Source organism: Rothia similimucilaginosa (genome assembly GCF_029850875.1).
GTDB lineage: Bacteria > Actinomycetota > Actinomycetes > Actinomycetales > Micrococcaceae > Rothia.
Genome location: NZ_JAOVAM010000004.1, coordinates 104,314 through 124,266 on the forward strand (window position 1 = coordinate 104,314; position 19,953 = coordinate 124,266).

At 56.6% G+C, this 19,953-nt stretch carries 26 protein-coding genes; 3 read left to right on the forward strand and 23 right to left on the reverse strand.

Annotation, left to right across the window (positions count from 1 at the left end):
• The first annotated feature begins 79 nt into the window (after positions 1 to 79).
• From coaA to mscL, 3 genes are all read left to right on the forward strand, one after another.
• Positions 80 to 1,036 (forward strand): type I pantothenate kinase, encoded by a 957-nt coding sequence (gene coaA, locus QFX05_RS04295; RefSeq protein ID WP_279741243.1) that lies wholly within the window; start codon positions 80 to 82, stop codon positions 1,034 to 1,036.
• A 160-nt stretch (positions 1,037 to 1,196) separates the two neighbouring features.
• Positions 1,197 to 2,069 (forward strand): M15 family metallopeptidase, encoded by an 873-nt coding sequence (locus QFX05_RS04300; RefSeq protein WP_279741245.1) that lies wholly within the window; start codon positions 1,197 to 1,199, stop codon positions 2,067 to 2,069.
• A 292-nt stretch (positions 2,070 to 2,361) separates the two neighbouring features.
• Entirely contained in the window at positions 2,362 to 2,742 is a 381-nt protein-coding gene (gene mscL, locus QFX05_RS04305; RefSeq protein ID WP_279741247.1) for a large conductance mechanosensitive channel protein MscL, read from the forward strand.
• A 164-nt stretch (positions 2,743 to 2,906) separates the two neighbouring features.
• On the opposite strand, the gene glmM is transcribed toward mscL, so the two are convergent.
• From glmM to rplX, 23 genes are all read right to left on the reverse strand, one after another.
• Positions 2,907 to 4,265 carry a phosphoglucosamine mutase gene (glmM, locus tag QFX05_RS04310; protein ID WP_279741249.1) on the reverse strand — a complete coding sequence of 453 codons (1,359 nt, stop codon included), beginning with the start codon at positions 4,263 to 4,265 and terminating at the stop codon, positions 2,907 to 2,909.
• A gap of 243 nt (positions 4,266 to 4,508) precedes the next feature.
• The gene (gene ppk2, locus QFX05_RS04315; RefSeq protein WP_279741251.1) at positions 4,509 to 5,576 is read right to left on the reverse strand and encodes a polyphosphate kinase 2; all 1,068 of its coding nucleotides are present in this window, start codon (positions 5,574 to 5,576) and stop codon (positions 4,509 to 4,511) included.
• Between the two features lie 171 nt (positions 5,577 to 5,747).
• Positions 5,748 to 6,239 (reverse strand): 30S ribosomal protein S9, encoded by a 492-nt coding sequence (gene rpsI / locus QFX05_RS04320; RefSeq protein ID WP_279741253.1) that lies wholly within the window; start codon positions 6,237 to 6,239, stop codon positions 5,748 to 5,750.
• A gap of 32 nt (positions 6,240 to 6,271) precedes the next feature.
• Complete coding sequence (rplM, locus tag QFX05_RS04325) at positions 6,272 to 6,715, reverse strand: 50S ribosomal protein L13 (protein ID WP_005505035.1); 444 nt, start codon at positions 6,713 to 6,715, stop codon at positions 6,272 to 6,274.
• Between the two features lie 365 nt (positions 6,716 to 7,080).
• Positions 7,081 to 8,046 carry a tRNA pseudouridine(38-40) synthase TruA gene (truA, locus tag QFX05_RS04330; protein WP_279741256.1) on the reverse strand — a complete coding sequence of 322 codons (966 nt, stop codon included), beginning with the start codon at positions 8,044 to 8,046 and terminating at the stop codon, positions 7,081 to 7,083.
• 174 nt (positions 8,047 to 8,220) lie between these two features.
• Positions 8,221 to 8,874 (reverse strand): 50S ribosomal protein L17, encoded by a 654-nt coding sequence (gene rplQ / locus QFX05_RS04335; RefSeq protein ID WP_279741258.1) that lies wholly within the window; start codon positions 8,872 to 8,874, stop codon positions 8,221 to 8,223.
• 105 nt (positions 8,875 to 8,979) lie between these two features.
• On the reverse strand, positions 8,980 to 9,972 hold the full coding sequence (locus QFX05_RS04340; protein ID WP_279741260.1) for a DNA-directed RNA polymerase subunit alpha: 993 nt from the start codon (positions 9,970 to 9,972) through the stop codon (positions 8,980 to 8,982).
• A 139-nt stretch (positions 9,973 to 10,111) separates the two neighbouring features.
• Positions 10,112 to 10,519, reverse strand: coding sequence for a 30S ribosomal protein S11 (gene rpsK, locus QFX05_RS04345; protein WP_005505028.1), 408 nt, complete (start codon positions 10,517 to 10,519; stop codon positions 10,112 to 10,114).
• A 68-nt stretch (positions 10,520 to 10,587) separates the two neighbouring features.
• Positions 10,588 to 10,956 (reverse strand): 30S ribosomal protein S13, encoded by a 369-nt coding sequence (gene rpsM / locus QFX05_RS04350; RefSeq protein ID WP_005505026.1) that lies wholly within the window; start codon positions 10,954 to 10,956, stop codon positions 10,588 to 10,590.
• A gap of 180 nt (positions 10,957 to 11,136) precedes the next feature.
• A complete protein-coding gene (gene rpmJ, locus QFX05_RS04355) occupies positions 11,137 to 11,250 on the reverse strand; it encodes a 50S ribosomal protein L36 (RefSeq protein ID WP_004005257.1) in 114 nt (37 codons plus the stop codon).
• Between the two features lie 124 nt (positions 11,251 to 11,374).
• Positions 11,375 to 11,596, reverse strand: a complete 222-nt coding sequence (gene infA / locus QFX05_RS04360; protein WP_005505018.1) for a translation initiation factor IF-1 — start codon at positions 11,594 to 11,596, stop codon at positions 11,375 to 11,377.
• Between the two features lie 285 nt (positions 11,597 to 11,881).
• On the reverse strand, positions 11,882 to 13,096 hold the full coding sequence (gene rlmN, locus QFX05_RS04365) for a dual-specificity RNA methyltransferase RlmN (RefSeq protein WP_279741262.1): 1,215 nt from the start codon (positions 13,094 to 13,096) through the stop codon (positions 11,882 to 11,884).
• A 124-nt stretch (positions 13,097 to 13,220) separates the two neighbouring features.
• On the reverse strand, positions 13,221 to 14,057 hold the full coding sequence (gene map / locus QFX05_RS04370) for a type I methionyl aminopeptidase (RefSeq protein ID WP_279741264.1): 837 nt from the start codon (positions 14,055 to 14,057) through the stop codon (positions 13,221 to 13,223).
• Between the two features lie 120 nt (positions 14,058 to 14,177).
• Positions 14,178 to 14,741, reverse strand: a complete 564-nt coding sequence (locus tag QFX05_RS04375) for an adenylate kinase (RefSeq protein WP_279741266.1) — start codon at positions 14,739 to 14,741, stop codon at positions 14,178 to 14,180.
• Positions 14,738 to 16,045, reverse strand: a complete 1,308-nt coding sequence (gene secY, locus QFX05_RS04380; RefSeq protein WP_279741267.1) for a preprotein translocase subunit SecY — start codon at positions 16,043 to 16,045, stop codon at positions 14,738 to 14,740. The genes QFX05_RS04375 and secY overlap by 4 nt, the downstream gene beginning before the upstream one ends.
• 281 nt (positions 16,046 to 16,326) lie before the next feature.
• On the reverse strand, positions 16,327 to 16,773 hold the full coding sequence (gene rplO / locus QFX05_RS04385) for a 50S ribosomal protein L15 (RefSeq protein ID WP_279741269.1): 447 nt from the start codon (positions 16,771 to 16,773) through the stop codon (positions 16,327 to 16,329).
• 2 nt (positions 16,774 to 16,775) lie between these two features.
• Complete coding sequence (gene rpmD / locus QFX05_RS04390) at positions 16,776 to 16,982, reverse strand: 50S ribosomal protein L30 (protein WP_279741271.1); 207 nt, start codon at positions 16,980 to 16,982, stop codon at positions 16,776 to 16,778.
• 2 nt (positions 16,983 to 16,984) lie between these two features.
• Entirely contained in the window at positions 16,985 to 17,629 is a 645-nt protein-coding gene (rpsE, locus tag QFX05_RS04395) for a 30S ribosomal protein S5 (protein ID WP_204860947.1), read from the reverse strand.
• Between the two features lie 29 nt (positions 17,630 to 17,658).
• A complete protein-coding gene (gene rplR, locus QFX05_RS04400) occupies positions 17,659 to 18,018 on the reverse strand; it encodes a 50S ribosomal protein L18 (RefSeq protein WP_279741272.1) in 360 nt (119 codons plus the stop codon).
• 2 nt (positions 18,019 to 18,020) lie between these two features.
• Complete coding sequence (gene rplF, locus QFX05_RS04405; protein ID WP_005505004.1) at positions 18,021 to 18,557, reverse strand: 50S ribosomal protein L6; 537 nt, start codon at positions 18,555 to 18,557, stop codon at positions 18,021 to 18,023.
• A 27-nt stretch (positions 18,558 to 18,584) separates the two neighbouring features.
• Positions 18,585 to 18,983: a 30S ribosomal protein S8 gene (rpsH, locus tag QFX05_RS04410; protein ID WP_005505003.1), complete on the reverse strand. Its 399-nt coding sequence runs from the start codon at positions 18,981 to 18,983 to the stop codon at positions 18,585 to 18,587.
• A 73-nt stretch (positions 18,984 to 19,056) separates the two neighbouring features.
• The gene (rplE, locus tag QFX05_RS04415) at positions 19,057 to 19,617 is read right to left on the reverse strand and encodes a 50S ribosomal protein L5 (protein ID WP_279741275.1); all 561 of its coding nucleotides are present in this window, start codon (positions 19,615 to 19,617) and stop codon (positions 19,057 to 19,059) included.
• Positions 19,617 to 19,952 carry a 50S ribosomal protein L24 gene (gene rplX, locus QFX05_RS04420; protein WP_005504988.1) on the reverse strand — a complete coding sequence of 112 codons (336 nt, stop codon included), beginning with the start codon at positions 19,950 to 19,952 and terminating at the stop codon, positions 19,617 to 19,619. Before rplX ends, rplE begins: the two co-directional genes overlap by 1 nt.
• Position 19,953 lies beyond the last annotated feature (1 nt).

The window sequence follows — 19,953 nt, forward strand, 5'->3', positions numbered from 1 at the left end:
TCTCATAAATTTATTTCGTGAAACAAACGGTGAGGGCGGGTATTTTCCCCGCGGGCTGAAAGTTCGTACACTTAGATAAATGAGCACCGCACCGTATATTTCTGGCGATGACCGCTTCATGCATCTTGACCGTTCCCGTTGGTCGCACCTAGCCGATGAGATTTCAGTTCCCCTCAGCGCTGAGGAAATTGAATCTCTTCGAGGTCTGGGTGAAACTGTCGACCTTGAAGAGGTGCAGCGTATTTATCTGCCGGTTTCTCGTCTTTTGAATCTGTATGTGACTGCTGCTTCTTCCCTAAACCATATGACAAATGATTTTCTGCATGTGTCTCAGCGGCGTGTCCCGTTCATTATTGGTGTGGCGGGTTCTGTTGCGGTGGGTAAGTCGACCACGGCGCGTATTTTGCAGGCTCTTTTGAGTCGTTGGCCGTCTACTCCTAATGTTCAGCTGGTGACGACGGATGGTTTCTTGTACCCGAACGCGGAGCTTCAGCGTCGCGGCATTATGCACCGTAAGGGTTTCCCGGAATCTTATGATCGCCGTGCTCTGTTGAATTTTGTGTCGCAGGTGAAGTCCGGTGCTGAGCGCGTGGTGGCGCCAAAGTATTCGCACCTGTATTACGACATCATGCCGGATGAGCATATTGAGGTCACGGCACCGGATGTGCTGATTCTTGAGGGTTTGAATGTTTTGGCGCCTTCTCATGCTGAGGGGCCGGAGACTTCTGATCTGACGCTGAGCGATTTCTTTGATTTCTCTATTTATGTGGATGCCCACACTGAGGATATTGAGCGCTGGTATGTGAGTCGTTTCTTGACTCTGCGTTCTTCGGCTTTTACGAATCCTCAGTCGTATTTCAAGCGTTATGCGGAGTTGAGCGATGAGCAGGCAGTTGAGGTTGCGACCGGCATTTGGAAGAGCGTGAATGAGCCGAATCTGTTGCAGAATATTTTGCCTACTCGTGCTCGTGCGCATTTGATTCTACAGAAGGGCGCCGAGCATACCGTGGAGCAGGTTCTTCTGCGTAAGAACTAGAGGTTCTTTAGGTTTTTATTGTTCGTGTGCGGCTTTAATTGCCCGTGTAGCGCGTTTGTGGTGCATTCTAGTAGAAGGCACCGGAGGCTCCACTCCCTCCCGGGGCGGGTTTAGGCTTCCGGCGCTTTTGTATGCATCTACGCCATGATGAGGAGTTATTGTGAAGTCCCTGCACCGTACGTCTACCGCCCAGGAGTCTTTTGATAGTTCTGCGGTGAACCGCCGTACTCTCTTGGGTGCCGCTTTGGGTGTTGGCGGTACCGCCTTATTGGCGGCTTGTGGTTCGCAGGGTCAGGGAGCGTCTTCTTCATCTTCTGCAGCGAGCGCTTCTGCCGCTGAGTCTGCGACGGCTTCGGCGGCCTCTTCTGCCGCACCCTCTCCTGTTGTTTCTGCTACCAGTGCTTCGGCTTCTGCGAGCGCATCTTCTTCCCCATTGGCGCTTGCACAGCCGAGTGTTGAGTCTCAGCCGCACTCATTGCGTTGCCTCGTGAATAAAATGCGCCCCTTTGCGCAGCAGGATTGGGAGCCGAGTGACCTGGTGGAGTTCTATGGTCATCAATTGCGCGCTGAGGCGGCTAAGGCGGCAGATACGATGATTGATGCGGCTGTTACTGATGGCGTGACTATGCTTGTTTCTAGCGCGTATCGTTCGTATGCGGTGCAGCAGCAGACCTATCAGTATTGGGTTTCGGTGAACGGTCAGCAAGTGGCGGACCAGTTGTCGGCTCGTCCCGGCTATTCGGAGCATCAGACGGGCTTGGCGATTGATTTTGCCTCTCCTGAGGGTTGCCGCTTGGAGGAGTGTTACCGCGATACGCTGGCTGGTCAGTGGTTGGCGAAGAACGCTCCGCGTTACGGATATATTTTGCGCTTCCCTAATGGTCGGCAGTCGGTAACCGGTTATCATTTTGAGCCGTGGCATTATCGCTATGTGGGTGTGCAGATTGCTCAGGAGTATGTGTCTTCGGGCGCGAAGACTTTTGAGGAGTTTATCGGTACGGGTGCGGCACCCGATTATGCAAGTGCGAACTAGGCTCTGAGCTAATCTTTCGGCTTTACCCGGTGCGCTGGGTGGTGATGCGTGTCATATTTCTAGCTTCCGTGTCGGAATTAAATAGGCACAGTAGATGTATATTTTTTCGCGTATAAGTCCTGCAAATCCGCGGTTTTTCGCAGGTTTTAGAGATTTTCACTCAGCTTCATGCGACCTAAACCTTAAGTACTGGGCACATTAGAAGTCCTGTGAAGAAAAACACATATTTTACAGCGAAAATTTTCTCAGAATATGGCATTTGGAACATCTAAAAGGCGCTATTCTATATCTCATGCTTAAGGGTTTTAAAGATTTTCTAATCCGCGGTAACGTCATCGACCTCGCAGTTGGTCTGATTATGGGTACGGCCTTCACCGCTGTGGTGACCTCGCTTGTCCAGGCCGTCCTGATGCCGGCTATCTCCATGCTGATTGGCTCCCCCAACTTCGACGACTTCCTGGTCTTCGGCCAGGTCAAGATTGGTGTGTTCCTGACCGCTGTTGTCAACTTCGTTCTGATTGCAGCTGCTGTATACTTCGCAGTTGTTATCCCGGTTCAGAAGCTGACTGAAATCGCACTGGCTAAGCAGAAAGCTGAAGACGAGGCTGTTGAAAAGGAAGAGACCGAGCTCGACCTTCTGAAGGAGATCCGCGACGCTCTGGCAAAGAAGTAATTTGCTCTGCTCTCTACCACTAAGTTTCAAACCCCCGTATCCCCTGTGGATGCGGGGGTTTTCCGTACCCTCTTCCCCCTGCACCCACTCAAGATAATGCAGAAGGGCTGGGAAAGTGTTACCTTCCCAACCCTTTCTCAATCCTCCGCTAGGGAAGAATACGTTTAGAGTGCCAGTTCCTTAGCCACCACGTCTGCCAGTTGCTGAGCAACCTCATCAGCCTGCTCCTGGGTTGCAGCTTCAACCATGACGCGAACGAGAGGCTCAGTGCCGGATGCACGCAGCAGCACGCGGCCGCTGTCACCCAGTATGCCTTCAGCCTTGCTCACAGCGGTAGCAAGTGCCTCGTTGGTCTTGACCGCCAGACGGTCAACGCCCTTAACATTGATCAGACGCTGCGGGGTGGGCTGCATGCGGGTTGCCAGCTCGGAGAGGGTCTGGCCGCTTCGGGCAACCTCTGCAGCCAGCTGGATGCCGGTCAGAACGCCGTCACCGGTGGTTGCGTAGTCGCTCATAATGACGTGGCCGGACTGCTCGCCGCCGAGGTTGTAGCCGTGCTCGCGCATAGACTCGAGGACGTAGCGATCGCCCACAGCGGTACGGCCGAGGGTAATGCCGTGCTCGCGCAGGTACAGTTCCAGACCAAGGCTGCTCATCACAGTTGCGACGAGGGTGTCCTTTACGAGCTTACCTTCGCGCTTAGCTGCAACAGCCAGAATAGCCATAATCTGGTCGCCGTCTACCAGGTTGCCCTTTTCGTCAACTGCCTGGCAACGGTCAGAGTCACCGTCGTGGGCAATACCGAGGTCCGCACTGTGCTCAACGACAGCTGCCTGCAACTTCTCGGGGTGAGTGGAACCCACGCCATCGTTGATGTTGGTGCCATTAGGCTCTACAGCCAGTGCGATAACCTCTGCACCCAGTGCTTCGAAGGTTTTCGGGGATGCCGTGTAGGCTGCACCGTTTGCGCAGTCCAGAACAATCTTCATACCTGCGAGGGGCGTGCCTTCGGGCAGGGTGGAGACCAGGTGCTCCACGTAAGCCTCGGTACCGTTCTCCAGGGGCTTGACGGTACCCACAGCACCACCAGTCGGGTAGCGGAAGGACTTATCGCGGTAAACACGCTCAATAGCGTCTTCAACCGAGTCTTCCAGCTTCTGGCCGCCGCGGGCCAGGAACTTAATACCGTTGTCTGCTGCGGGGTTGTGCGATGCAGAAATCATCACGCCGAAGTCAGCACCGGTGTGTGCCACCAGGTAAGCTGCTGCGGGGGTGGGGACAATACCGGCATCCAGCACGTCAACACCTGCGCTAGCGAAGCCAGCCTTCATCGCAGAGACAATAAAGTCTGCAGAGGATCGGGAGTCATTTGCGATCACGGCACGGGGGCGTACACCCTCTTCTACCGTGTCAAAGCCCAGAACAATAGAAGCCGCCTGCGCGAGCTCCATAGCCAGGGCGGGAGTAATTACATCGTTTGCCAGACCGCGTACGCCGTCGGTTCCAAAAAGTCGTTCAGTCACCCTTTTATTTTACGATGCGCATAACTCTGCTTAGGTGCATACACCGTAAATTCTTCATAATCAGAAAGTGATTTTCAGCGGCTACATATCTGCTTCATAGCTAATGTTTCTGCAGACGCACAAAGGTGCCTGCTCTCCGTTCCCGCGGTTGGGAAAAGAGAGACAGGCACCTTCATAATGCAAGCTGTTTAGCTGTTCTATCGCCGTAGGGTTGAGTTGTTGCTCTCCCCTATCTATCAACGCTTACTTGACGACGGGGAATCCGTCGGGGGAGTCACCGGACTCGTCCTCGAAGACGTGTGATGCGGAGCGGACAATCAGCGAATCGAGTTCACCCACGACACCCTCATCCTTGGAGGGGTAGTCGAACTGGGAGAGCACATAACGCATTGCTTCCAGACGTGCTCGCTTCTTGTCGTTGGACTTGATAACGGTCCAGGGGGCGTCACCGGTGTGGGTGTAGAAGAACATTGCTTCCTTCGCCGCGGTGTAGTCGTCCCACTTGTCCAAGGATGCTAGGTCGGTGGGGGAAAGCTTCCACTGACGAACCGGGTCGGTACGGCGGGAGGTGAAGCGTGCGAGCTGCTCTTCGCGGGTGACGGAGAACCAGAACTTGATGATGTGGATACCGGAGTTCACCAGCATGCGCTCCAGGTCCGGAACTTCGCGCATGAACTCGAAGTACTGTGCCTGGGTGCAGTAACCCATAACGCGCTCAACGCCGGCACGGTTGTACCAGGAGCGGTCCATCAGAACGATTTCGCCGCCGGAGGGCAGGTGCTTGATGTAACGCTGGAAGTACCACTGGGTCTGTTCGATATCGGTCGGCTTCTCCAGTGCGACAACGCGAGCACCACGGGGGTTCAGGTGCTCGGTGAAGCGTTTAATGGAGCCACCCTTACCTGCTGCGTCACGGCCTTCGAAAATGATGAGGATCTTCTGACCGGTGGACTTAGCCCAGAGCTGCAGCTTCAGCAGCTCGATCTGCAGGGCGCGCTTTTCCTTCTCGTATGCCTTGCGACTGAGCTTGGTGTCGTAGGGGTAGCCCTTCTTCCATGCCTGAGAGGTTTTGTCGTCCTTCTTGTCCTTGCCGAGGGCGCGGGTGAGGGAAGCCATTTCGTCCAGCTCTGCCGAGTAGTCTTCAACGACGGAGGTGCGGCGTGCCTGGGGCTTCAGAGCTTCCTTGATGGCTTGTTTCTTCTCAGAATCGGTGTATGCGTGTGCGCCTTCAGCGGTGTGCTGCTCGGCTTCAGTCTGAGGAGCCTCCACTGCCTGCTCTTCGGGCTTGGTGGAGGGATTCTGCTCTGCCATGAGTACTCTTTTCTTCCTGTCTGCTTTGACTCTTTAACTCTACCGGTGTGCTCTTCTATGAACAAACGTAACAGTTACAAACACCCTTAACGTTTAAGGCCGGTAGATACGCAGAACGCCCCGTCTCTCCCAATGGGATAGACGGGGCGTAGTGCTTCGTAAAACCAGCGATTAACGCTTGGAGAACTGCGAAGCCTTACGTGCCTTCTTAAGACCAGCCTTCTTACGCTCGATGACGCGTGCGTCACGGGTCAGGTAGCCAGCCTTCTTCAGTGCGGGGCGGTTATTCTCGCGGTCAATCTCGTTCAGTGCACGAGCGATACCCAGGCGCAGAGCGCCTGCCTGACCGGAAGGGCCACCACCGTTGATGCGTGCGATTACGTCGTATGCGCCCTCGAGCTCCAGGAGCTTGAAGGGCTGGTTGACGTCCTGCTGGTGAAGCTTGTTGGGGAAGTACTCTTCCAGGCTACGACCGTTGATGGTCCAGTTGCCGGAACCGGGCACAACGCGAACGCGTGCCACTGCTTCCTTGCGGCGACCAACTGCTGCGCCTGCAACGGTCAGTGCCGGACGTGCTGCCTTAGCCACTGCGGGGGCAGCGGACTCCGAGGTGTAGCTGGTCAGCTCTTCCTCGACTACGATCTGCTCTTCGTTCTGAGCCACGATTTCTCCTATTGTTTCTTCGTAGGCCCGAATTACTGGGCGACCTGGTTGAATTCGTAGGTCTTGGGCTGCTGTGCCGCGTGCGGGTGCTCGGGGCCAGCGTAGACCTTCAGCTTCTTGAGCTGCTGTGCAGCAAGCTTGTTCTTGGGAAGCATGCCCTTAACAGCCTTCTCAACCGCGCGAACGGGGTTGGTCTCAAGCAGCTCTGCGTAGTTCACGGACTTCAGACCGCCGGGGTAACCCGAGTGGCGGTATGCACGCTTCTGCTCGAGCTTTGCACCGGTCAGGGCAACCTTCTCAGCGTTCACGATGATAACGAAGTCACCGGTGTCAACGTGGGGAGCAAAAGTCGGCTTGTGCTTACCGCGCAGCAGGATAGCGGTCTGGCTTGCGAGGCGGCCGAGAACAACGTCGGTGGCGTCAATGACGTGCCACTGGCGCTCGACTTCGCCGGGCTTGGGAGTATAAGTGCGCAAAATATTGGCCTTTGTCTCGAAATGTACATACGGCGCTTAGTTGGGTATCGCGCCTTTTACTTACGTGCATGACGAACACCCGGGTGAGGACCGAGCTGCCGCCCGTTCTGCCCGTACTCTACACCGCCTTAACGTCCTGCAACTAGACAGCGATTTAGAGTGCGCCCGGGTAGAACACGCACAACATATCAACACTATACAGGACGTCGAGTGCTTAATCCACCGCCAAAGCCTTAAAAATAGGGCTTTTTTGTCTTAAACACATTTTTAAATTCCATTCGTGTAATTCACCCTCGACGGTTGTGCTCCTACGTTGAGCCCCTTATCACTTCCAGCACATGACGGTGCTCAATATACACAGGGCGTTAAACGCTCTGTGCCTCGTGGTCTTCACGCATTGCTCGAGCACGCTCAGCTTGTTCTCCGTACAACTCCGGCGCAGGGTAGTAAATCTCAGCCAGAGCAAGCGCGTGCGGAGGTGCCAAAGTCAGCGAAGCCTCGCGTCCAGGGTTCTCAATCCGCTCACGCAACCAGGCGGCGTCACGTTTACCTGTACCGTAGAGCACCAGAGCACCCACGAGCGAACGCACCATGTGATGGCAGAAGGCATCAGCCACCACGCGCACCTCAATAAGACCACTCTCTGTGCGAGTGAAGCTAAGCTCTCGCAGCTCACGAATCGTGGTCGCACCTTCACGCGGTTTGCAGAAAGAGAGAAAATCACGCAGACCGAGTAGCTGCTGTGCCGATTCATTAAGATTAGCGCAATCCAGATACTCAGGCACTGCCCAGGTGTAGGTGCGCTGCAGAGGGTTAAGACCGTCCGCCGCACCATCTACAATGCGATAAACGTAGCGGCGGCCGGTAGCAGAGAAGCGTGCATCAAAATCGAAGGGAACCTCAGCGACCCGGTGAATCTGAATAGCACCCCGCATAATACCGCGGACGTTCTTCGGCAAGTTCAACTGCTCTTCCGCATCGTAGAGGCAACGTTGCAAAGCACCGGTGAGGCGGCGACCTAGGGCAGCCGTCGGGTCATCCTCCCCCGTTCGACCTTGCAGGCGAGTCCAATCCTCATCGCTCAGATCGCAATGCAGGGTCTGAGCTTCCGCATGCACACCGGCATCAGTTCGGCCCGCGACCACCACGCGGTGAGATGCACGCAAAATCAGCTCAAGAGCGTTCTCAATAACTCCCTGCACCGTGACAAGGTTCGGTTGGGCAGCCCATCCGCTGAAAAGGGAACCGTCGTAGGCGCAATCAATTCGTACGCGGTGCGTAGCAATGAAAAGCTGCTCTTCGTAATTCTCTAAAGCAGTAGCATTCTGCATTGGTGTGCCTTTCAGCAGTAATAGTGTACGAAAATATTGGCAAAGTTCTTGAAGATTGGGTACCCTCAGGAATAGATTCATCTTAAAATATGCAGATATGCCAATCCGCCGCCCACAATAGTGGACGGCGGATTGGCATATTTTAGGCTTAGCCTAAATCAGCTGGAATCCGTATTACTCGGAAACCTTCTGTGCTGCTGCGCCACCTGCGGGGGCATAACCTGCAGCCTCTGCCGACTCAGCGGAGTCGAACCAGATTTCAGCCTTGGTGCTGGTGTACCAGCGGGAACCGGGCACGTGGTACTTCATGGAATCGGCGTTACCCTTAACCTCGAAGCCCTCGGGAGCCTCGCCGGACTCCAGGGGTGCGTGAGAACCTGCGGGCAGACCCTCAGCAGCTTCAGCCTTGGTACCCTCAGCTGCCTTCTCAGCAACCTTGGTTGCCTCAGCAACTGCACCCTGGGTTGCAACGGGCTCCATTACGAGCTCGATGACTGCCATGGGAGCGTTGTCACCCTTGCGGTTACCGATCTTGATGATGCGGGTGTAACCACCGGGGCGTTCTGCCATTGCCGGAGCAATAACGGTGAAGAGCTCGTGCACGACGGACTTGTCGGTGATGGAACGCAGCACGCGACGGCGAGCAGCCAGGTCGCCCTTCTTACCGAAGGTGATGAAGCGCTCTGCCACCGGACGCAGGCGCTTTGCCTTGGTCAGGGTGGTGGTGATGCGCTTGTGCTGGAACAGCTGCGCCGACAAGTTGTTGAGCATGTGGCGCTCGTGGGTCGGGGAACCGCCGAGGCGGGGACCCTTAGTGGGAGTAGGCATAGTTAAATCTCCATAGTTGCGTTCCCTAACGCCCCAGCAGCGGAGCCTCTTAGGGAATCAAGTTTGACTGATCCCGGTGGAACCGGGTGAACTATTCGGTCGAAATTATTCGCCGGAACCGTCTTCGTCATCAAGCGGGCGTGCAGCAGGCTCGAAACCGGGAGGGGAGTCCTTCAGGGACAGGCCGAGTTCGATGAGCTTTGCCTTGACCTCGTCAATGGACTTAGCACCGAAGTTACGGATATCCATCAGGTCAGCTTCACTGCGGGTCACGAGCTCACCCACAGTGTGGATACCCTCGCGCTTGAGGCAGTTGTAGGAACGAACGGACATATTCAGTTCCTCAATCGCCAGTGCCAGATCAGCTGCCATGGACTCGTCGGCGGGCGACGGGCCAACTTCGATACCCTCAGCGGCAATGTTCAGCTCACGTGCCAGGCCGAAGAGCTCGACCAGGGTGCTGCCTGCAGAAGCAACAGCGTCACGCGGTGCGATGGCTTCCTTGGTTTCGACATCCAGAGTCAGGCTGTCGAAGTCGGTGCGCTGCTCAACACGGGTCGCGTTCACACTGAAGGTAACCTTCAGAACCGGGGAGTAGATGGAGTCAACCGGGATACGGCCAATCTCGCCATCGCCGGCCTTGTTCTGAGCTGCAGTCACATAGCCGCGACCGCGCTCAATAACCAGCTCAGCGTTGAAGTTTGCCGAGGCGTTCAGGGTTGCCAGGTGCAGTTCCGGGTTGTGGATCTCCACGCCAGCGGGAACCTCGATGTTGCCTGCGGTCAGTTCACCTTCGCCCTGCTTGCGCAGGTAGGCCACGACGGGCTCGTCGTTCTCAGAAGAGATGGAGAGCTTCTTGATGTTCAAGATAATCTCAGTGACGTCCTCGGTCACGCCGGGAACGGTGCTGAACTCGTGCAGTACACCATCAATGCGGACGCTGGTAACAGCGGCGCCGGGGATGGAAGACAGCAGAGTACGGCGAAGGGAGTTACCCATGGTGTAGCCGAAACCGGGCTCCAGAGGCTCGATGGTGAAGCGCGAGCGGTTGGGCGCTACGACCTCTTCAGTCAGAGTGGGGCGCTGTGCAATAAGCACTTTGTTTCCTTTCGGTGAGCTCCGCTATATGAGCCCACAGGTTGGGGAAAACATATCTTAGGAAGCAGACGGGTGTCTGTACTCTCCGGGTACGGCTCCTTGCGGAGTGTGCCCGTCGAGGGATTAGGTCGAGACCTAATTAGACGCGGCGGCGCTTCGGGGGACGGCAACCGTTGTGTGCAACGGGGGTAACGTCCTGGATCGAACCGACCTCGAGGCCTGCAGCCTGCAGGGAGCGGATTGCGGTTTCGCGACCGGAACCGGGACCCTTGACGAACACGTCAACCTTGCGGACGCCGTGCTCCTTGGCGCGGTTTGCAGCAGCCTCAGCAGCCAGCTGTGCGGCATAGGGGGTGGACTTACGGGAGCCCTTGAAGCCCATGTCGCCAGCGGAGGACCAGGAGATCACTGCACCGGTGGGATCGGTGATGGAGACGATGGTATTGTTGAAGGTCGACTTGATGTGAGCCTGACCAGCAACGATGTTCTTGCTAACCTTGCGGCGGTTGGTCTTACGAGCTGCCGCAGCGCGAGTCTTGGGAGGCATTTTTGATTCTCCTACAAAGGTTTTCTAATACGTTGGTCGGATAGGGATATCCAACAGAGCAACGTTGCTTACTTCTTCTTACCTGCGACGGTACGCTTCGGGCCCTTGCGGGTACGTGCGTTAGTCTTGGTGCGCTGACCGTGAACCGGCAGGCCGCGGCGGTGGCGCAGGCCCTGGTAGGAACCGATTTCAACCTTACGGCGGATGTCAGCTGCAACCTCGCGGCGAAGATCACCTTCAACCTTGTAGTTGCCTTCGATGAAGTCACGAAGTGCCACGAGCTCCTGGTCGGTCAGGTCCTTGACGCGGGTGTCAGGGTTGACGCCGGTAGCAGCGAGGGTTTCATGTGCACGGGTCTTGCCCACGCCGTAGATGTAAGTGAGAGCAACTTCCACGCGCTTTTCGCGGGGAATATCAACTCCAGCGAGACGTGCCATACTGGCTTCTCCTTGTTGTTTTCCAGAGGTCTATAGCATCACTGCCCGAGTTGTTCTGCCTCGGTCCCCGGCCTCTGAGTCCGGAGGTATCCGAAGGCGCCTTTTTGGGCGTTGCTTCGGAGCGGTGCCTATGACAATTCCGCCCTCTGTTGAGGCGGTTACAAAGTCAGCTACTAGGGATTAGCCCTGGCGCTGCTTGTGGCGCGGGTTTTCGCAGATCACCATGACCACACCGTGACGGCGGATCACTTTGCACTTATCGCAGATCGGCTTAACGCTCGGCTTGACCTTCATCGCATTCCTTTTGATTGCAACTTGATTACTGGCGAGATAAGAGGTTCCCTCACTTACGTTGGGGAACTGCGTTATCCCTTTGAACACGATTTAAACGCCGCCAAAGGCGACGTTTATCTCGGGTTTACTTGTAACGGTAGACGATACGACCTCGGGAAAGGTCGTAGGGGCTCAGTTCCACTACTACTCGGTCCTCAGGCAGGATGCGAATGTAGTGCTGACGCATCTTGCCCGAGATGTGTGCGAGAACCTTGTGGCCGTTATCCAGCTCAACACGGAACATCGCGTTGGGCAGAGCTTCAACCACAGAGCCTTCAATCTCGATGACGCCGTCTTTCTTAGCCATATCCTCCGCTAACGTCGGTGCCCGTCGCAGGTGCGGCGGGCAAATGTATCTTCTGTCTGTGAGCTCACCGCGGTGAGGTGCTAGGGCGTTTTAAGGTGCACTTAACACTGGCACAAACAACCAACTCTTAACTCTACGGCAAAGAGCGGGGAAAAACAACCGTGATTTTTATGACATCAGGCACTTAAGGTTTAAAAGGTTTAAGCCCCCCCCCCCACTCCAGAAAGCCTTAAGGACTGCCAACCGGCGGAAAGGGGCACACCTTATCGAGCAAAGCTCAGTTGCCTAGTCTTCCTTAGCGGCAAGCTGACCGCATGCGCCATCAATATCGGAACCACGAGTATCACGAATAGTCGTCGGAATACCGTGGGCACGCAGACGCTCCACAAAGTTCTGCTCAACGCCCTTACGGGATGCCGTCCATTTCGAACCCGGGGTCGGGTTCAGCGGAATCGGATTCACGTGCACCCAGCCTCGGCCTCGCTGAGCCAGCTTCTTACCGAGCAGATCCGCACGCCAGCCCTGATCGTTAATATCGCGAATCAGCGCATACTCAATGGAGACGCGGCGACCGGTCGTACGGTAGTAGTCGTACGCAGCGTCCAGAGTCTCGTCGACCTTCCAACGCTGGTTAATCGGAATCAGCTCATCACGCAGCTCATCATCCGGAGCATGCAGAGACAGCGCCAAAGTAATGGGCAGCTTCTCCAGCTCGAACTTACGAATACCCGGCACCAGGCCCACGGTCGACATGGTCAGACCACGAGCAGAAATACCGAGGCCCTCCGGCGAAGGGTCAATCAGACGATGCACAGCACCCATGGTTGCCTTGTAGTTAGCGAGCGCCTCGCCCATACCCATGAAGACAATATTGGAAACACGCAGCGGACGAGTATCCTCAGAACCACCTTCTGCTTCTTCCAGGCCCTTCATCTGCTTCAGATAGCGAGCACCGGCAACGACCTGCTCCACAATTTCTGCAGTGGAGAGGTTACGGGTCAAACCCTGCTGACCGGTCGCACAGAAGGGGCAGTTCATACCGCAACCAGCCTGCGAAGAGATGCACATGGTCACGCGGTTGTCATAGCGCATGATAACGGACTCAATGAGCGCACCATCGAAGAGGCGGTGCACAACCTTCAGAGTGTCGCCACCGTCAGCCTCGAGGGTACGGACCGGGGTCAGAAGCTGAGGCATCGCCTGTGCAACTATCTGCTCGCGGTCCTTAGCCGGCAGGTCAGTCATCTCGGCAGGGTCAGTGACTAAACGCTCAAAATAGTGCTTGGACAGCTGGGATGCACGGAACGACTGATGGCCAAGTTCCTTCAGAAATTCGCGGCGGCCAGCCATGTCGAAGTCAGCGATATGCTTGGGCGGCTTCGCACGGCGCGGTGCTTTCAGGGTGATCTGGCCGGGTGCGGGGCGAATATTCGAGATTTCAACCGGCACCTTGGTCGCAGCGGGTGCGGTTGTCTCGCCGCTGTTGAGAGTTTCGCTCATGGAGCTTCTTCCTTGTGATGTGGATGCTTTCGGATACGTTATCACGCACCGGACCGGATTCGCCGGTTTCTTCAGGTGGAGGTGAGGCAGCTAAAGGTGGGTTCCCCTACCCTAGCGGTGAGACTTAGGCGGGAATCGGAACCGGGGTTACGCCAAAGCGAGCAAGTTCGCTTGCGCCACCGTCTTCTGCAGTCAGGACCCAGATACCTTCACTGTGCACAGCAACGGAGTGCTCCCACTGGCATGCATCGGAGCCATCAACGGTCACAACAGTCCAGTCGTCGGAGAGCACGTTAGTCTCGATGGAGCCGGTGACAAGCATCGGTTCGACAGCGAAAGCCATGCCGGGCTTAATCTTCGGACCCATGTCACGCACAGCGTAGTTCAGTACGTCCGGTGCCATGTGCATCTGGGAGCCGATACCGTGACCGACGTAGTCTTCAATGATGCCGTACTTATCGCCGTATTCTTCGGTCACATACGCTTCGATGGCAAGGCCGATTTCGCCGACCTTTTTTGCGGTTGCCAGAGCGGCAATACCATGCCACATTGCCTCGCGGGTGACAGCGGAAAGCTCGGCGCGTGCTTCGCTCACGTTACCAACCAGTACAGTACGCGCCGAATCGCCGTGCCACTGACGGTTGGTAGCGGGATCAATGACGTACGCGCCACCGTCGATGGAGAGAATATCACCGTCCTTGAGCACGTAGTCGCCGGGGATACCGTGAACAACCTCATGGTTGACGGAGGTACATACAGTTGCAGGGTAGTCGTAGTAGCCGTAGAAGTTGGAGGTTCCACCCAGTTCCAGCATGGTGCGCTCAAAGGCGGCGTTGACCTCTGCGGTGGTTATACCGGGGCGGGCTGCAGCCACTGCCGCATCGAGCGCGCGGCTGGTGATAACGCCTGCACGAGCCATCTGCTGAAGCTGTGCGTTGGTTTTAATTTCGACTCGTGCCATTCTGGCTCCTTAGGTATGTGGGGCGGTACGCCCAAGCTTAGAACTCTACAGACAGCACTGTACCCCCGCAAGTCTTTGTGATGCATCATGCACCTCAAATTGCGGGGGTACAGCAGAAGATTACTTCAGAGCGTCGAGGATGCGCTTGGTGACTTCAGCAATCTCGCCGAGGCCATTAACTTCCTTGACGATGCCGCGTTCGCGGTAGATTGCGATCAGCGGTGCGGTTTCTTCTTCGTAGACCTTCAGGCGGTGACGGATGACCTCTTCGTTGTCATCGGTACGACCCTGCTCTGCTGCGCGGTTGAGCAGACGCTCGACGAGTTCGTCGTTGTCTGCAACCAGCAGGAGAACGCGGTCGATCTTCTCGCCCTTGGCCTCGAGGATGGAGTCCAGCTCGTGCACCTGGGAGGTGTTGCGGGGATAGCCGTCGAGCAGGAAGCCGTTGACGACGTCACTTTCCTCCAGGCGTGCGCGCACCATGTTGTTGGTGACAGAGTCGGGAACCAGGTTGCCGGAGTCGATGTACGACTTTGCTTCCTTGCCCAGTTCGGTCTCTTCCTTGATGTTCTTGCGGAAGATATCACCGGTAGAAATCGTGGGAATCTTCAGCGCTTCAGCAATCTTGACGGCCTGGGTGCCCTTACCTGCACCGGGAGGGCCGACGATGAGCAGACGGTTCATCGGAGCAGTCCTTCGTAGTTTCGTTGTTGGAGCTGAGCATTGATCTGCTTGAGAGTATCAAGACCAACACCCACCACGATCAGCAGCGAGGCGCCGCCGAACGGGAAATTCTGGTTTGCGTTGAATAGGATAAGCGCTACCAGGGGAATCATGGAAATTACACCCAGGTAAAGTGCACCAGGCAACGTAATTCGATTGAGTACGTAGCTGAGGTAACGCTCGGTGGGCTTACCGGCGCGAATACCGGGGATGAAGCCACCGTACTTCTTCATATTGTCCGCTACTTCTACCGGGTCGAAGGTGACCGCCACGTAGAAGTACGCGAAGCCAATAATCATGAAGAAGTAGAGAGCAATGTACAGCGGGTGGTCGCCGCGCACCAGGTATGCGTTGATCCAGTTAACCCAGTCCGGTGGAGTGGAGCCGTCGGTCGGGGTGTTGAACTGGGCAAGCAGACCGGGCAGGGTCAGCAGGGAGGAGGCGAAAATCAGCGGGATCACGCCGGCCATGTTGACCTTGAGTGGAATATAGGTGTTGGTGCCGCCAATGGTGCGTCGACCAATCATGCGCTTTGCGTACTGCACAGGGATACGGCGAACGGACTGCTCCACATAGACCACAGCGAGCATAACCAGCAGGCCGATGCCGCAGACAGCTGCGAAAATACCCCAACCGTGGGTGCGCTGGATGGAGCCCAGAGCGCTCGGGAAGGAGGAAGCAATTGAGGTGAAGATCAGCAGGGACATGCCGTTGCCGACGCCACGCTCGGTAATCTGCTCACCCATCCACATGATGACGGTGGTACCTGCACACAGGGTGACGATAATCAGCAGGATGTGCAGTACATCGTCCTGGGGGATGATGCCGGGGCAGTTACCCAGCAAAACGCCGGAGCGCGCCATCGAGACGATGGTGGTTGCGTTCAGCAGAGCAAGAGCGATGGTCAGGTAGCGGGTGTACTGGGTGAGCTTTGCCTGGCCCTGCGCGCCTTCATCGTGTAGCTCCTGGAATCGCGGGATGACCACGCGCAGCAGCTGGATGATAATGGACGCGGTAATGTACGGCATCACGCCGAGGGCAAAGATCGAAAGCTGCAGCAGTGCGCCACCGCTGAAGAGGTTGACGATATCGTAGACGCCACCGCTCGTAACATTGGCTTTCAGACACTGCTGTACATTTCCGTAGGAAACGCCTGGCGCGGGGATGAAAGTGCCCACGCGGTACAGCACAATCATTGCCAGGGTAAACAGCAGCTTACGCCGCAAATCGGCGGTCTTAAAGACTCGCCCGAATGCGCTCAGCACATGTCCTCCTGTAAGTCTATGGGGCGCCCATCCCTCTCGAGGAGTTTTAGGGCGCAGTAAACACATCTTCCAGTCTATCGTGTTTGGAGCGGGTAACGATAACTCCCTAGCAGATTATGTAGCTTTTATATTCTCTTAGCGTGATTTCTGAACACTAAATGTGGCGTGTACCAAGCGTTCAAATATACGAATACAGGAATATACCCCTGTTGTGAGTCTTTTCGAGCAGCAAAAAGCCCCCGCCGTACAGTGTACGGACGGGGGCTTTCTCGTCTTGAAGACTACTTAACGGTTACAGAACCGCCAGCGGCCTCGATCTTCTCGATAGCGGAAGCCGATGCCTTGTCGACAACAACGTTCACCTTAACGGAGATTTCGCCGTTGCCCAGAACCTTCACGAGCTCGTTCTTGCGAACGGCACCCTTAGCAACCAGTGCCTCCACGGTGACGTCGCCACCGTTGGGGAACAGTTCCTGGATTCGGTCCAGGTTAACAACCTGGTACTCGGTGCGGAAGGGGTTCTTGAAGCCGCGCAGCTTCGGCAGGCGCATGTGCAGCGGCAGCTGGCCGCCTTCGAAGCCTACACGAACCTGGTAACGTGCCTTGGTACCCTTGGTACCGCGACCTGCGGTCTTACCCTTGGAGCCTTCACCGCGGCCAACGCGGGTCTTTGCCTTGTGGGCACCCGGTGCCGGGCGCAGATCGTGAATCTTGATAGCTTCTGCCATCTTTACTTGACCTCCTCAACCTTCACCAGGTGAGCAACGGTGTTAACCATGCCAACGGTGATGGGGTCAGCAGTGCGGACTACCTTGTTGCCGGGGCGCTTGAGGCCCAGGGAACGCAGGGTGTCGCGCATATTCTGCTTCTGACCAACATAGGACTTGACCTGGGTGATTTCCAGCTTTGCGTCGCTGGGCTGAATACGCTTGGCCATTACTACGCACCTGCCTTTTCAGACTTGGTGTTGCGCAGGTAGCTCGGGATAACCTCATCGGTGGGCAGGCCACGGCGGGCTGCCACTGCCAGGGGCTCCTCGAGCTGCTTGAGTGCTGCAACAGTTGCGTGAACGATGTTGATCTGGTTCGAGGAACCGAGCGACTTGGACAGCACATCGTGAATGCCTGCGCACTCGAGTACTGCACGCACGGGGCCACCTGCGATAACACCGGTACCAGCGGTTGCCGGACGGAGCATCACAACGCCTGCAGCTGCTTCACCCTGCACACGGTGCGGGATGGTGCGGCCTTCGATGCGGGGAACGCGGAAGAAGTTCTTCTTTGCTTCCTCGACACCCTTGGAGATTGCTGCGGGAACTTCCTTAGCCTTACCGTAGCCAACGCCGACCAGGCCGTTACCGTCACCAACGACGACCAGCGCGGTGAAGCTGAAGCGACGACCACCCTTGACGACCTTGGAAACGCGGTTGATGGTCACAACGCGCTCGATGTACTTGTCCTTCTCCTCCTCGCGAGCGCGGTTGTTGCGGCGCTCACCACGGCCACGACGCTCGCCGCGGTTGTTGCGGCGCTCCTCGCGCTGGTTGGAGGTCTCAGCGGTTTCAGCTACTACTGCTTCGCTCACCTGAGTTTCCTTTACGTTCTGCTCGCTCATTAGAGTGCAAGACCTCCCTCGCGTGCACCGTCTGCAACGGCTGCAACACGGCCGTGGTACTTGTTACCACCGCGGTCGAACACGACTGCCTCAACACCAGCTGCCTTGGCACGCTCTGCTACGAGCTCACCAACGCGCTTTGCTTTAGCGGTCTTGTCCAGGTCAGCTGCACGCAGCTCTGATTCCATGGTGGAAGCGGATGCCAGGGTTACGCCCTTAACATCGTCGATAACCTGAACGAACATGTGACGGGTCGAACGGGTGACACACAGGCGCGGACGCGCAGCGGTACCCGAAACGTACTTGCGGACGCGAGCGTGACGACGTGCACGCTGCGCTGCCTTCGACTTGATAGCCATGTTTACTTACCAGCCTTTCCGACCTTGCGGCGGATGTGCTCACCTGCGTAGCGAACACCCTTACCCTTATAGGGATCGGGCTTACGCAGACCACGAATGTTTGCTGCAACCTGACCAACGAGCTGCTTGTCGATACCCGACACAGTCAGCTTGTTAGCACCCTCCACTGCGAAGGTAATACCCTCAGGAGCGGTGATGTTGATCGGGTGGGAGTAGCCCAGAGCGAACTCCAGGTCGTTACCCTTCGGGGTCACACGGTAACCGGTACCAACAATTTCCAGCTTCTTTTCATAACCGGAGGTAACGCCGATAATCAGGTTCTGAATCAGGGTACGAGTCAGACCGTGCAGCGAGCGAGACAGACGCTCGTCGTTCGGACGAGATACAACGATCTCGTTTTCGTTCAGAGCCACGGTGATGGGGGAAGCTACCTTGTGGGAGAGCTCGCCCTTCGGGCCCTTAACAGTGACCAGGTTGCCATCGACCTTAACCTCAACGCCGGCGGGAACCGAGATGGGGAGACGTCCAATACGTGACATTATTCTCTTCCTTTCTCTTCTAACCGACTACCAGATGTAAGCGATGACTTCGCCGCCCACGCCCTTCTTCGCAGCCTGCTTGTCAGTGAGCAGACCCGAAGAGGTGGACAGGATTGCGATGCCGAGGCCACCCAGAACCTGGGGCAGGTTGGTGGACTTTGCGTAGGTACGCAGGCCCGGCTTGGAAATACGACGCACGCCAGCGATAGAACGCTCGCGGGACGGACCGTACTTGAGGACGAGGGTCAGGGTCTTGCCGACCTTTGCATCCTCAACCTTCACGTCGGCGATGTAGCCCTCAGCCTTCAGAATCTCAGCAATGCGAGCCTTCAGTTTGGAGTAGGGCATGGATACGGTGTCGTGGTATGCGGAGTTTGCGTTACGCAAACGGGTCAGCATATCTGCGACCGGATCAGTCATAGTCATTGTGGGCTTTAGCCCTTCCTCGTTGTGGTTTCCCTACCCCGCGGTAACGGGGTCTGGACCTACAACGTAGTCGTTAGTTGGTCTTGAACGGGAAGCCCAGTGCCTTCAGGATTGCACGGCCTTCCTCGTCGGTCTTCGCGGAGGTCACCACGGTGATGTCCATACCACGCACGCGGTCGATCGAGTCCTGATCGATTTCGTGGAACATGGACTGCTCGGTCAGACCGAAGGTGTAGTTACCGTTACCGTCGAACTGGCGGTCCGAGAGGCCGCGGAAGTCGCGGATTCGGGGCAGTGCCAGGGTGACGAGGCGGTCCAGGAATTCCCACATGCGGTCGCCACGCAGGGTGACGTGTGCGCCGATGGGCATACCTTCGCGCAGCTTGAACTGTGCGATGGACTTCTTAGCGCGGGTAACAATCGGCTTCTGACCGGTGATTGCGGTGAGATCGCGGATTGCGCCTTCCATGAGCTTTGCGTCGCGAGCTGCCTCGCCAACACCCATGTTTACGACGACCTTAACGATCTTCGGGGTCTGCATGACGTTCTCGTACTTGAACTCTTCCTGCAGAGCGGGAACGACGACCTCAGCGTACTTGGTCTTGAAGCGGGGGGTGATCTTGGTTTCGGTCATTAGATGTCCTTACCCGAACGCTTAGCAACGCGCACGCGAACGGTGCGCTCCTTGCCGTCACGCTCTACAGTCTCGAGGCGGAAACCAACACGGGTCGGCTTCTTGGTCTCGGGGTCAACAATCGCAACGTTAGAAACGTGGATCGGTGCCTCAACCTTCTGGATGCCGCCTGCTGCGCCGGTCAGGGGGTTAGCCTTGGTGTGCTTGGTGACGACCTTGACGCCCTCAACAATCACGCGGTTTTCCTTGGGGAGAACCTTCAGAACCTTGCCCTGCTTGCCCTTATCTGCACCGGAAATAACCTGAACCAGGTCGCCGGACTTGATCTTAGCCATG

What these genes read in the sequence shown, in the direction of transcription:
- coaA (WP_279741243.1), top strand. Translation starts at nt 80, where the DNA reads ATGAGCACCGCACCGTATATTTCTGGCGATGACCGCTTCATGCATCTT.
- mscL (WP_279741247.1), top strand. Translation starts at nt 2,362, where the DNA reads ATGCTTAAGGGTTTTAAAGATTTTCTAATCCGCGGTAACGTCATCGAC.
- ppk2 (WP_279741251.1), bottom strand. Translation starts at nt 5,576, where the DNA reads ATGGCAGAGCAGAATCCCTCCACCAAGCCCGAAGAGCAGGCAGTGGAG.
- truA (WP_279741256.1), bottom strand. Translation starts at nt 8,046, where the DNA reads ATGCAGAATGCTACTGCTTTAGAGAATTACGAAGAGCAGCTTTTCATT.
- rplQ (WP_279741258.1), bottom strand. Translation starts at nt 8,874, where the DNA reads ATGCCTACTCCCACTAAGGGTCCCCGCCTCGGCGGTTCCCCGACCCAC.
- rpsK (WP_005505028.1), bottom strand. Translation starts at nt 10,519, where the DNA reads ATGCCTCCCAAGACTCGCGCTGCGGCAGCTCGTAAGACCAACCGCCGC.
- rpsM (WP_005505026.1), bottom strand. Translation starts at nt 10,956, where the DNA reads ATGGCACGTCTCGCTGGAGTTGATATTCCCCGCGAAAAGCGCGTGGAA.
- rpmJ (WP_004005257.1), bottom strand. Translation starts at nt 11,250, where the DNA reads ATGAAGGTCAAGCCGAGCGTTAAGCCGATCTGCGATAAGTGCAAAGTG.
- infA (WP_005505018.1), bottom strand. Translation starts at nt 11,596, where the DNA reads ATGGCTAAGAAAGACGGCGTCATCGAGATTGAAGGCTCTGTGGTTGAA.
- rlmN (WP_279741262.1), bottom strand. Translation starts at nt 13,096, where the DNA reads ATGAGCGAAACTCTCAACAGCGGCGAGACAACCGCACCCGCTGCGACC.
- map (WP_279741264.1), bottom strand. Translation starts at nt 14,057, where the DNA reads ATGGCACGAGTCGAAATTAAAACCAACGCACAGCTTCAGCAGATGGCT.
- QFX05_RS04375 (WP_279741266.1), bottom strand. Translation starts at nt 14,741, where the DNA reads ATGAACCGTCTGCTCATCGTCGGCCCTCCCGGTGCAGGTAAGGGCACC.
- rplO (WP_279741269.1), bottom strand. Translation starts at nt 16,773, where the DNA reads ATGGCAGAAGCTATCAAGATTCACGATCTGCGCCCGGCACCGGGTGCC.
- rpmD (WP_279741271.1), bottom strand. Translation starts at nt 16,982, where the DNA reads ATGGCCAAGCGTATTCAGCCCAGCGACGCAAAGCTGGAAATCACCCAG.
- rplR (WP_279741272.1), bottom strand. Translation starts at nt 18,018, where the DNA reads ATGGCTATCAAGTCGAAGGCAGCGCAGCGTGCACGTCGTCACGCTCGC.
- rplF (WP_005505004.1), bottom strand. Translation starts at nt 18,557, where the DNA reads ATGTCACGTATTGGACGTCTCCCCATCTCGGTTCCCGCCGGCGTTGAG.
- rpsH (WP_005505003.1), bottom strand. Translation starts at nt 18,983, where the DNA reads ATGACTATGACTGATCCGGTCGCAGATATGCTGACCCGTTTGCGTAAC.
- rplE (WP_279741275.1), bottom strand. Translation starts at nt 19,617, where the DNA reads ATGACCGAAACCAAGATCACCCCCCGCTTCAAGACCAAGTACGCTGAG.
- rplX (WP_005504988.1), bottom strand. Translation starts at nt 19,952, where the DNA reads ATGGCTAAGATCAAGTCCGGCGACCTGGTTCAGGTTATTTCCGGTGCA.